At 60.3% G+C, this 11,714-nt stretch carries 11 protein-coding genes; 1 reads left to right on the top strand and 10 read right to left on the bottom strand.

Annotated elements, in window-relative coordinates; all coding sequences use genetic code 11:
- Nucleotides 1–80 precede the first annotated feature (80 nt).
- From AC1Q61_RS21980 to AC1Q61_RS21935, 10 genes are read right to left on the bottom strand one after another with little or no spacing between them, the layout of a single operon-like run.
- On the bottom strand, nucleotides 81–986 hold the full coding sequence (locus AC1Q61_RS21980) for an oxygenase MpaB family protein (protein WP_042920462.1): 906 nt from the start codon (nucleotides 984–986) through the stop codon (nucleotides 81–83).
- A 24-nt stretch (nucleotides 987–1,010) separates the two neighbouring features.
- Nucleotides 1,011–1,568, bottom strand: coding sequence for a hypothetical protein (locus tag AC1Q61_RS21975; protein ID WP_042920461.1), 558 nt, complete (start codon nucleotides 1,566–1,568; stop codon nucleotides 1,011–1,013).
- Entirely contained in the window at nucleotides 1,555–2,775 is a 1,221-nt protein-coding gene (locus AC1Q61_RS21970; RefSeq protein WP_042920459.1) for an MlaD family protein, read from the bottom strand. The genes AC1Q61_RS21975 and AC1Q61_RS21970 overlap by 14 nt, the downstream gene beginning before the upstream one ends.
- Complete coding sequence (locus AC1Q61_RS21965) at nucleotides 2,772–3,836, bottom strand: MCE family protein (protein ID WP_042920457.1); 1,065 nt, start codon at nucleotides 3,834–3,836, stop codon at nucleotides 2,772–2,774. The genes AC1Q61_RS21970 and AC1Q61_RS21965 overlap by 4 nt, the downstream gene beginning before the upstream one ends.
- Nucleotides 3,833–4,930: an MCE family protein gene (locus AC1Q61_RS21960; RefSeq protein WP_042920454.1), complete on the bottom strand. Its 1,098-nt coding sequence runs from the start codon at nucleotides 4,928–4,930 to the stop codon at nucleotides 3,833–3,835. Before AC1Q61_RS21960 ends, AC1Q61_RS21965 begins: the two co-directional genes overlap by 4 nt.
- Nucleotides 4,927–5,982, bottom strand: a complete 1,056-nt coding sequence (locus AC1Q61_RS21955; RefSeq protein ID WP_042920550.1) for an MCE family protein — start codon at nucleotides 5,980–5,982, stop codon at nucleotides 4,927–4,929. Before AC1Q61_RS21955 ends, AC1Q61_RS21960 begins: the two co-directional genes overlap by 4 nt.
- The gene (locus AC1Q61_RS21950) at nucleotides 5,982–7,013 is read right to left on the bottom strand and encodes an MCE family protein (RefSeq protein WP_042449469.1); all 1,032 of its coding nucleotides are present in this window, start codon (nucleotides 7,011–7,013) and stop codon (nucleotides 5,982–5,984) included. Before AC1Q61_RS21950 ends, AC1Q61_RS21955 begins: the two co-directional genes overlap by 1 nt.
- Nucleotides 7,010–8,233 carry an MCE family protein gene (locus AC1Q61_RS21945; protein ID WP_007734237.1) on the bottom strand — a complete coding sequence of 408 codons (1,224 nt, stop codon included), beginning with the start codon at nucleotides 8,231–8,233 and terminating at the stop codon, nucleotides 7,010–7,012. Before AC1Q61_RS21945 ends, AC1Q61_RS21950 begins: the two co-directional genes overlap by 4 nt.
- Before the next feature lie 3 nt (nucleotides 8,234–8,236).
- Nucleotides 8,237–9,094 carry an MlaE family ABC transporter permease gene (locus AC1Q61_RS21940; RefSeq protein ID WP_003945491.1) on the bottom strand — a complete coding sequence of 286 codons (858 nt, stop codon included), beginning with the start codon at nucleotides 9,092–9,094 and terminating at the stop codon, nucleotides 8,237–8,239.
- Nucleotides 9,094–9,903, bottom strand: a complete 810-nt coding sequence (locus AC1Q61_RS21935; protein ID WP_003945485.1) for an MlaE family ABC transporter permease — start codon at nucleotides 9,901–9,903, stop codon at nucleotides 9,094–9,096. The genes AC1Q61_RS21940 and AC1Q61_RS21935 overlap by 1 nt, the downstream gene beginning before the upstream one ends.
- A 541-nt stretch (nucleotides 9,904–10,444) precedes the next feature.
- Between AC1Q61_RS21935 and AC1Q61_RS21930 the strand changes: the two genes are divergently transcribed.
- Entirely contained in the window at nucleotides 10,445–11,704 is a 1,260-nt protein-coding gene (locus tag AC1Q61_RS21930; RefSeq protein ID WP_454836591.1) for a TetR/AcrR family transcriptional regulator, read from the top strand.
- Nucleotides 11,705–11,714: the final 10 nt, after the last annotated feature.

The raw sequence follows: 11,714 nt of genomic DNA, 5'->3' as shown, positions 1-11,714 counted from the left end.
CAGCCGTGATCTGTTGTCGACCGACCGGCCCGATTTGCCTGTAGGGCAGCAGAATTGACAACGAATAACGCGCCGCTGGCTCAGACGAGATTCTTGCTCGCCTTGATCCGGCGGCGAATGTCGCGCATCTGAATGGTGTTGCCGGCCTGACGAACGGAGCGTGGGATGAACCTGTTGACGAACGACACGAAAATGAAGAGGTGTTCGAACCGGCGGCGGTCGTCTTCGGTCCACTCGAGATCGAGTTGGTCGCGGTAGATCGGTGGAAGGAATCCGACCGTCAGGAACCGCAACAAGTTTCGGAACACCAGGCGTATCGGCCACGCGATCATCTGTAGGTTGACCAAGTCGATCAGGTACTGCTTGGTGCGTTCGTCGATGACGACGCGTTCGCAACCGAGGTTCCAGTAGCGCTCGAAGTCTGCACGTGTGGCCGGCCACATCTCTTCGGTGACCTGCAGCGTCGTTCCCAAAGTTGACGCGGACTTGTAGAACGACTCCGCCTGTTCTTCGGACATCTTGCCGTGCAGCAACTGATGACTGTCTTCGAAACCGATGAACAGGCATGCAGCAACCCATAATTGGAGTTCGCGATCGAAGGCGTTGTACTTGACCGGGCTGTTCGCATCCGACTTCACATGTCGGTGCACCGAGTTCACGGCCTCGCGGTAGGCCTTTCGCTCTTCCGCGTTGCCCAGGATTGCGACCGTCAGGTACTGCGTCGTGGTTCGTGCGCGCTTCCACGGATGCGCTGTCAGAGCACCCGATTCGACCTTGCTCTCCATGACGCCGTACGCCACCTCGGGCCAACCGAGTTGCAGGATGACGTTGGCAGCGGCTCCGGCGAACGACCAGAAATCGAGTGCGTCGGTGATGTGTGCGGGCTTACGTGCCCACCGTCTACGCTCGGCCGTGATGGTGATGCGTGTCTGATCGGTGCGAAGCGACGACTCGGACTTTTCCGAATCCAGGTAGTGAGTGGGCATGGATCTTCCTCCGCGTGTGGTGAGTTACTTGGTCTCGACGTTGCTCACGAGCCACCGGTCGTCCGAGCGGACCAGGGACACGACCATGCGGTACTTCTGTGTGTTTCCCTCTGGCGCTGCGACATTCTTGGCTTGTTGGTCGACGAACACGAGCACCTTGGCCGACGAATCGTCCAGTGATCCGATGCCGACGTCTGTCGCCGTCGCGCTCGCCTGGCCTTGGCCCCCGGCAACGACTTCCCTCAGGGAATCCACCATCGTTCGGTAGGTGCCGGCAAACTCGTCGGTCGACATCGAGGCGATGGTGTCCTTGTTGACATCGAGGTTCTGATAATCGAAGGAGGACATGATGGTCGAGTAATCCCGTGCGGTGTCCAAAGCCTCCTGCCGCAGCGTGTCTTCCTGATTCGCCGAGTACATCTGGAATCCGAGCACCGCCAATGCTGCGACCAGCGCTACCGCCATTAGTGAGATCAATGCGTTGCGTGGCTCCTTCAGGCGGTGAAGTAGCGACGGAGAAGTCGGATGTTCGGCCACCTCGGCTTCTGTCTCGTCGAGTAGTGCGTTGTCACCGTGTGCCATTTCCCAGTCCTTCCAACATCAATCTCCAGTAGTTCAGGGCGTCGACTCCGGTCGGGACGAGAATCGGATCTGCGACGACGGGCGGTCCGATCGGAGTGCCCGGGATGGTCGAGTTCTGCAAACCGAGGTCGTTCGGACGCGGAGCATTCTGTGCTCCGCGTTGGACGAGGTCGTCGGCGGGGGGACAGTACATCGCCAGACTCGGACTGGTGGGAGACAGATCGCCGACCTCACGCCGAGGGGTGTCGTAGTTGCAGACCGGCCCCTGGGTCGCAACCAAGGCAAAGTCGGCGCGATCGCCTTTGACGATGGATGCCAGTTTGGCGAGACCTTCAGGAATCGTGACAAGTCCGGTTTCCAGGGCCTCTGTGCGGTCGGAGATGATCGGTGCGACAGTGACGAGATTGGCCAGGACCGCTCCGAAAGTGTTGTGGTACTTGTCGAACAACTGTTGAGCGCTGTTCAGGGCGGCGGGCGAATGATCGGTGAGGTAGATCAGCACCGGCGCATTGGATTCGAGTTGTTCGGTGAAGTTCTTGGCAGCTGCCATTCCCCGGACGAACGAATCCGATTGTGTCGCCATGGAGTCCACCAACGTGGAGGTTCGCGACAGCAGCGCAGCGAGTTCGGCCGACTGGTCGTTCAACTGCGCCGACATGGTCCCACCGTTGTCGATCATCGTCGCCAAGCTCGGGCCGAGCCCGTTGAACGAATTCCCCAGCTCGGTCCCGATGTCGCTGATCGCTTGTGGATCAATCCCTTCCAAGACACCGGACGCCTGAAGCATCAACTGGCTCATCTGGACCGGTTGCTGATCCGCGGGCATGGGGATCTCGTCGCCGTCCCTAAGATACGGGCCGTGGTCTGTGTTGGGGTAGATGTCGACATTCTGAATTCCGGCTGCGGTCCCCATCGTCACCTTGGCGACGCTGTCGGTAGGTATCTCGGTGTTGTCGTTGAGTGAGAGTTCCACCCGAGCCGTGCGGGTGCCTGCGTCGAGTTCGACTTCACTCACTTTCCCCACCTGTACGCCGCGATACGTGACGACCGTGCCCTTGGTCAGTCCGAAGGCGTCGGACATGTTGGCGTGCAGCCGGATTTGACCCCCGAAACCCTGAGGGCCGACCACGTAGACGATCCCGAAAGGGATGACCACAGCAGCGATCAGAGCGAACAGGACAAGTTGAACAAGCGCAAGGCGACTCAACGCGGACCTCCCTGAAGTAGATCGGTGAGAGTTCCCGCTGGTGCGATCGATTGACCGGCCATACCGCCGCTCCAGAGCTTGTCGATCGTTCCCGGAATATCCAGGGCGCCGTCGAAAACGAGGTAGTCACCCTGCACTGCACCGGTGAAGTTTTCGAGCAACCCGTTCATGTTCGTCAGCGTCTGGCCGATCTCCGAGTTGAACGAATCCAGAGTCCCGACAACGGTCGACGCATCGTGCAGCATCGCGTCGAGGCCGTTGGGAGACGAGTCGAGAATGGTGTTTGCGTTGGTGGCGAGCTGAACGGTCGAGTTCAACAGGCTCGCAATCTGATCCTTCTGTCCCACGAGAATCGACACCACCTGTGGAACGGAATCGAGGTAGTTGTCGACAACTACGCGTTGGCCGGCCAGTTGGGAGGAGACCCGGGCAGCGAGGTCGACGGCCTCGTCGAACTCGCTGCGGTGACTGCTTGCCTCTGCCATGAGCGAGGTGAGGGTCTCGGTCAGAGAACGAACTTCACCGGAGCGCCCGGAAAACGCGGTGTTCAGCTCGCGCACCACGGTATCGAGTTGGTCGATGCCGCTTCCGGTCAGAACCGTGCCGAGGGTGGCAAGCGCACTTTCGACCTGCGGACCGATCTCGGTGCGAGACTCCGGAATTGTGTCTCCGTCGCTGAGCGTGGAGCCGGACGGAACTTCCGGCACCAAGAGTCTGATGAACGGATTGCCAAGTGCGGACGGGAGTTCGACGGAAGCTTCGACGTTGTCGGGCAATGGCGTCGCGGCGTCCAGACTCAGAGTCACATCGGCTCCGACGACATCGGCTGACAGCGCGGATACTCTACCGATGACTTTCTGGCCGCTGCGGACGTCTGCTCCCAACACCAGGCCGTCGGCGCCGGCCAGCTGCAGCGCCACGTTGTACGCGTCACCGTCGGCCGAACGACCGAGGGGTAGGTCTTGAATGCCTGCGCTACAGCCGCCGAAGGCGAACACGGCCGCAGAACCCACACCGATGATCGCGATACCGGCGATTATTCGAACTGATTGCCGCGTCAATTGCCACCTCCGGGGACGGCTCCGCCGGAAATCGCGGAGGCGATGCCGAGCGGATCAGAAGTGCTGAGGGGGAAGGAAATCGGATTCGTGAACCCGGCTCCGGTGCAGATCGGCAACTTGTAGGTGTCGCACAGCGGTTTCGCCACCGCGAACTGAGTCAATGCAGTCGAGACGTTGAGCCGAATGCGCCCGCGCTGATCAGGACCGATTGTCTGGGAGAGGTTCTGCATCATCAACGGCACCAGGTCCATGAACTCGGCGAGGCCGGGTTCTTTGGCAGCCAGAGTGTCACCGAGAACTCGCACGTTGTCGGCTATGGCACCGACATCATCGCCGTGAGTTGTCATGAAACTGTTCAACTGGTCGAAGACCACCTGCAGATCCTGCAGAGGCTGTGAGATGTCCATGTTCTGGCTCGCCCATTGATCACCCAGGACGCCGAGGTCGCCGACAAGTTCGTCGAGGCTGACCTGCCGTGCGTCCAGAGCATTCATCAAAGTGTTGAGATTGTCGACAAGGGCACCGATGTCTTCCGACCGAGCGCCGACAACTCCGGTTGCTGTGCTGAGGTTGCGAATTGCGGTGTTGAATTGATCGCCCTGGCCCTGCCACCCGGCGGCGCCGCGGCTCACGAGATCGCCGAGATTGCCCCCATCCCCGGCAAATGCGTCGGCCAAAGTGCTGACGCTTCCCATCAAGCCGTCGAAATCTATGGGGGAGTGGGCACGTTCGACCGGAATCTGGTCGCCGTCTTTCAGTGTCTCTCCGCCGGTGTACGCCGGGCCGAGTTCGATGTGTCGATCGCTGATCACCGATGGATTGAGGACATAGGCCGAGGCGTCGGCGGGCAGGTCCACGGAGTCGGGCATCGACATCGCTACTCGAACAGAAGTTCCGCGAGGTTCCACCGACGTGACCGTCCCGACGCCGACTCCGAGGACGGTGACCTTGCTTCCCTCGTAGATTCCGCCGACGTAGCTGAAATCGGCGTAGACGGTCTTGGACTGATCTGTTCGTCCGAATATGTACCAACCGGGCAGGGCGATCGCCAAGGTCACTACCAGCATGGCCGTGACGGCTTTTCGTGTATTCACTTGCAGCCCTCCATGATGCCGAGCGCGCAGAGCAGATTGTCCGGGATCACGGCCGCCGGCGCGTTGACGTCGGTCCAATTGCCGGTGCCGGTTGAATCGGTGACCGAACGCAGCGCGGAAGGAAGACGAGTCAACAGCAGGTCGATCTGATCTGCGTCGTTCTTCAGCGTGGTGGTGACCGCGACGAGGTTGTCGGTCATGGCTCCGAACTCGTCCTGACGATCGACGAAAGTGGTGGAGAGCTTCGAGATGATGATTGTCAGGTTGTCGACCAGCTGAGTCAGTGCGTCCTTGCGCATCGCAAGAGTTCGAACGATCGTCTGAGCATTGGCCGCAGTACCGACGATCGAATCGGTTTGTGCCGCAGCCATGTCCGACAGCTCACGAGACATGATGAGAATCTGGTCGATCTGTTCACTGTTCTGCGCGAAAGCCGCCGAGGCGCCGCTGATTCCGGCCAGAGCCCGGCCCACCTGATCGGAATCAGTGGGAATCACCTGCGAAAGGGTGTTCATCATGGACTCCATCGCCTGTAGGTCGACGCCTGTTGCCGCAGTGGTGGCATCACTGCTGACGTCGTCGAGGCTGTACGGCACGGTTGTGCGGGAGAGCGGGATGACCCGCGCCTCGGAGTCGTCGACCACTCCGGCCGGCACGATCTCCAGGTAGCGCTTGCCGAGGACCGTCTTGAGCCTGACCGTCGCCGTGCTCTGGTTTCCCAAAGGCTGGTCCTTGTCCAAGCGGAAGTTGACGACGACGTGGTCGCCGGCAAGGTCGATCGAATCCACTCGGCCCGCGGGAACCCCGGCCACGTAAACCGGATCGGTGTCGGAAAGCCCGCTGGCATTGGCTAACTCGGCTGTGTATGCCGACGTGCGTACGTTGTACCAGAGCTTCGGAATGCCCAAGGCGGCGCCGAGTCCCACCACCAGAACGAAGATTCCGAGACTGCCCAGGGCGAGAGCGGTGCCGCTACCGCTGCGACGGCGATCCCCTTTGAACAGGAAGAGCATGATGCCGACGAACACGTCGATCAGCTTGACCAGGAACATCATGAGCACACCGGCGAGTGTGTCGGACCGAAGATGTTGGCTTCCATGTCGCCTGCCTTCAGAGTGAAATTGCACAGATACAGGCTGATGAAACTTCCGTAACTTCCGATCCGGTTGGCGGCGTCGGCGAACTGGGGAAGGTTGACGAGAAGTCTGTTGAACTCGTCGGTGCTCGCAATCCAACTCCCGGTGACACTTTCGAGTTGTTGCACGGTCTGACCGAATGCACCGTTCGACCCGGCCATGATCTGAGCCAACGACGAGACAGTGCGGTTTCCCTGATCCAAGAGCGAGACCAGTTGATCGTTCTGCCCGACGACGGAAGTACTCAGATCGTTCAAACCGTCCAACAGACCGACCAATTCGGGTTGACGCTCGTCGACGGAGGTGAGAAGAGTGTTCATGTTCGTGAGTAGTTGCGCGAAGACGTCCTGACGGTCGACCAGGCCGGAACTCATGGTCGCGATCTGGTCGAGCAGGGTGGTCATTGCCTGGCCCTGGCCGTTGAAGGTTTCGACAAAACTTCGCGTGAGCGTGTTGACCTGCTCGGGCTGCAGCGCGGCGAACAACGGTTTGAACCCGTTCATCAGGGCCGTCAAGTTGATCGGCGGTGTTGTCTGCGCCAGCGGTATCGTGTCACCTGGTTCGAGCTGTCGTGCGGATACCGTTGTTGCGCTGTCGTCCTGCGTCAGTGCCAGATATCGAGCACCGAGCATGTCGCCGTAGCGCACGGCGGCACGGACATCCGACTCGAGGGAATATCGCGACTCGATTTCGACGTCGACGATCGCCTTGCTCGTCCCGCCTCCGTTGTCGGCGAACGCAACCGAGTCCACGCGGCCGATACGCACACCCGACATGGTGACCGGGTTGCCCGGGTTGAGTCCTTCGACGTCGGTGAACTCGAACGAGTACGAATCGGTGCTTCCGCGAACCGGGACCGACAACGTGTTCGCCACGAACGACGCGCAGGCGACGCCGGTGAGACAGAAGAGTGACAACCGAATTACCTGGCCAGGACGGACCTTCACGGGACGGTCACCTCGTTACCTCTGACCATCGGCCCCAACATCAGTGTTGTTGCCGGGTTGGGGGTATCCGAGGGTTCCGGCGATCCGCCCAGTAGTTGATCTTCGAGGTACCGCAGGGGGGCCGCTTCGGCTACGCCGCCCACGACCGGGGCACTGACGGGTTGTTCAGGCGTCAGGTTGGAGCCCGAACACTGTGCTCCGCGCGAGTCACCGTACTGCGGGCAATCATCACCCGTGTATGGGAGCGGTTCGGCGAACGTGGCAACTGCTGTGATGTCGAACTTTCCGGTGGCGAAGACTCGAGCGCCCGCGGCGCCGAACGTACTGGCATTGGCGAGGGTGGAACGCAGTCCTCCGGGATTGGCCGCGGTGGTTGCGAGTATCTTTCCGGCGGAATCGATCACAGTGATGATGTTTCGGTTGTTCGCCCCGACAAAATCGTCGACGGTAGCGGCGAAGACTGCGGCCGCGCCGATCGAGGACTCGAGATTCGCTCTGTTGGCGACCATGTCGTTCGAGACAGTTGTGGCGGCTGCCAAGGTATCGAGAATGTCGGGGGTCGCACGGTCCAACGCGTCGACGACCGACTTGAATTCGGGTGTCGATTCGAGGAATTGGTGTGCGGCGGGTGTCAGTACGCCGGACGCGGCACTGAGATTGTCTATCGTGGTACCGATCTCGGCTCCGTTTCCGTCGAGTGCCTGGCCCAGCGCAGTCAGGGCTGTCTGCAACTTCTCGGGCTGCATCGCAGTGAGGACGCCCACCAACTTGGTGTACACGTCGTAGAGCGCAACGGCTTCGGGACCGTCGTCCATGTGGATCTCGTCTCCGTCCGCCAGAGTCGTCTGGCCCTGCTCATTCGGACTGTCCACGAGCTGCATGTAGATGTCGCCGAAGAACGTGCGTGGAACAACGCGAGCCACCACGTCAGCGGGAATCTTCGACGCGTCATCGGTCTGAATCTGCAACTGCACAACGGATTCGGCGGTTCCTGATTCGATTTCGCCGATTCGGCCGACGTTGACGCCGTGGTACCGAACCGGAGCTTCACCGCTGATGAGACCGGCTGTGGCTGGAACAGCGACGAAGATGTCGGTGCTCTGCTCGAGATTTCCCGAACCGCGTAGAACCATTGTCACGGCGGCGGCGACGGCTACGACTATGGCGATCGCGCCGCGAAGGGCGTACACGATCTTCGTGCGTGTAGTGAGTCTGTCCACGGCTCAGACCCCCATTCCCGGGATCTGGGGCACGAGGCCCCACAGCGCGAAAGTCATCAGTACGTCGAGGATTCCGATCGCGAGGATCGCAGTCCGGAGCGCGCGCCCGGCCGCTTGCCCGACGCCGGCCGGACCACCGGAGGCATAGTAGCCGTACGCGCAGTGAACCAGCGCGACAACAGCGGCGAACACCACGGCCTTGAGACCCGAGTACAGGAGATCCTGCGGAGAGATCGCCAGATGGAAGAAGTAGTCGTAAGTACCTGCCGATGCGCCGTTGAAGAACACGACGACCAGTCGGGTCGAGAGGTAACTGGCCAGGAGTCCGATCATGTAGATCGGGATGACACAGATCATGGCAGCGATCACCCGGGTACCCGCGAGGAAGGGGATCGATCGGATCGCCATCGAGTCCAGCGCGTCGATTTCGTCGGAGATACGCATGGCCCCGATCTGGGCGGTGAAACCCGTTCCGACCTTGGCGGCCAACGCGATCGCGACGACAACAGGGGCCAGTTCACGGGTGTTGGCAACCGCGGACAGCATGCCGGAGAGCGAGGTCATCCCGACAAGCTCGAGGCCCCGGTGGGTCTCGACGCCCAACATCATCGCCGCGGCCAGCGACATCGCGAAGACGATCCCGATGGTGCCGCCGCCGGACAACAAGGAGTTCGTGCCGAAGCTGACCTCGCTGATCTGACCGAGTACATGCTTGCGGTACTTGGTGAGCGCAAAGGGGATCGATGCGATAGTGCGGACGTAAAAAGTGACGTGTTGACCGAGGGAGACGAGGCCGTCGCCCGCGGTTCGCAGGGGTCTGCTCGCTTGACGTGCTCGAACACGGAGATCGACGAGCGACATCAGAATTCACCGACTGCCGGGACGATTACGGTGTAGAGCGCGGACAACACTGTGTTCACGATGAAGACGAGCGCGAACGCGATGACCACGGCTTCGTTGACTGCGTCGGCAACGCCGCGTGGGCCACCTTTTGCATGTAGACCTTTGAAGGTGGCGACCAAAGTCGAAGCGATGCCGAAGACCGCAGCCTTCACCAAAGCCATGACGAAGTCGGAAGATCGCCCGTACTGACTGAACGTTGCCATGAACGTTCCGGCCGGAAGATGCTGGACGTAGATGTGGTACAGGTAGCACGCGATCACACCGCCGAAGGTGACCATCGAACACAGTGCAAGGGAGACGATCACTGCCGCAACCAATCTCGGTGCGACGAGGCGCTCGATCACGTCGATGCCCATCACTTCCATCGCGTCGATCTCTTCCCGGATCTTTCGTGAACCCAAATCCGTGCAGATCGCCGATCCTGCGACACCGGCCATCATCAACGCGCACACCAGCGCCGCGGCCTGACCGACGATGATGAAAGCTACGACAGCTCCGGAATATCCACCGGCTCCGATCCGGCCGGCCAGTTCACCGACCGAGACGGCGATGAATACACCGATCGGAATCATGAGAAGCAGCGACGGGCCGGTGCTGACGCGACCGATGAACAGGGTCTGAGTAACCGTCTCGTGCAATGAGAGTCGTCTGCGCAGGATTGCCGTGAACAGGCCGAAGAGTGCCTGAACCGAGAATCCGATCAGATAGCCCCCCTGTAACGCTACGTCTCGCACCGGGCCCTTCGCGGCTGGCAGCTCGTACGTCATCTAATTGAATTCCTTTGCAGATCAACAGTGTTCGGCACGGAGTTCGAACTGTTCGAGCGCTGGCGGTCGAGCGAACTGCCTGTGAAGCATCTCACACATATATGTGTCCAAGCAAGCATTATGTGAACCGAAATTCTCGTCGAACTGTCAGCCCTGTTGACCGAGTTTCCTTCATTGACGTGGAGATATCGGAACTGTTCATATCGACATCCTGTGTATGTTTACGAATATTCCGAATCTGTCAGTCGGATTGCTTCGTGGATGCGGGCTGGATGCTTCGAGCGGTGACCCTACCCACTGCTGGTGGCCACAGGCAACGTTTTGTTAACGAAGATTCTCGGTGGAAGCAACGGGGGAGGTGGCGAAGGGCGAGTGATGTGTTCTGATCAAAGTCAGCGTTACCTGCATGTATGAAACTCTAGACGCGCGATGTGCTGAAATCGGTGTACGAGTTTTCAGAATCATGCTTATGCTGATTCTCGTCTGATGAGCAGGCGGATCGAAGTGCTTTGTGCGTGAGGGCTGGAGAGTGGGGTACACGGTGAGCCTGAACGATCAGTTCGTCGACGCGCAGACGTCGAATGGGATTGTTCGGCAGCCGAGGTCCGACTCCGTCAAGAGGCGACCGAAGGACCGCAAGGCGCAGATCGCGGCTGCAGCGGCAATCGCGTTCAGTGAGCGCGGATATCCTGCTGTCAGTGTCGACGACATCGCGTCGGCGGTCGGTATTTCGGGTTCGGCGCTCTATCGGCACTTTCCGAACAAGTACGCGATGTTCCGCCACGCGGCACTGGAGTTGACCGGAGCGCTCGCCAGTGCCCTCGATGCCGTTTCGGTTGCGCCTGCGGCAACCGATGCGCAGCGGTTGCGCGAAGATCTGATTGCAGTGATACGAACGACGATCCGCAATCGGCGTACGGCCGGAATCTATCGTTGGGAGAGCCGGTTTCTCGACACCGATGATCGGAAATCCGTTCGAGCGCAAGCCAGTACGGTCAATCGCCGAGTAGCCCGGTATCTTTCGCGCTCCGAACCCGCGATGACGGCGAGGGACGAGACCCTTGTCGTGGCAGCGATGTTCAGCGTCATCGGCAGTATCACCGTCCATAACCTGTTGATGCCCCAGCGAGCGATGGAGAAGGTTCTGCTCGACGCGTGTCTGGCGATAGATCAAGGTGAGGGTGCAATCACCGCTAGCCGCTTGGAGCAGTCCTCGTTACCTCGAACCGTGACCACGAACAAACGTGAACGTCTCTTGCAGGAAGCCGTGCGCCTCTTCGACTCTCGCGGGTATCACGACGTCAGCATCGAAGAGATCGCCGCGGCCGCCGGCTTGAACGCGTCCGGTATGTACCGCTACTTTCCCAGCAAGGCAGAGCTTCTCGGCGCCGTGTTCTATCGAGCTGCAGATCGCTTGGACTTGGCGACGGCAGCGGTCTTCGACTCCGCGACTTCGCACGAACAAGTGCTCCGGTCACTGTCGGCGATGTACGTGGAGTTGTCGTTTGCACAGCACGAATTGATGTCGGTCTACTTCTCCGAGATGAACAACCTTCTGCCGAGTCATCGAAGCGATCTGAAGAATCGCCAGAAGCTTTACGTGGTCGAATGGGCGCGAGTGCTCGGCGAGATTCGTCCTGAGCTGTCGGCAGTAGAGGCGAAGTTCGTAGTTCACGCTGCGCTCAACCTGGTCCCGGATGTCGGCCGCATGATGAAGTTCGACGCTGCCGCAGAGAACGCGGCCATGTTGCAGGTGTTCATGTCGGCAGTACTGTTCGGCCGTCGGGCTTCGGCCGCCTGAAGCGTGTCGG

The organism is Rhodococcus sp. MPR-R1B (assembly GCF_058793255.1).
This window is presented reverse-complemented; position numbering and strand designations above follow the sequence as displayed.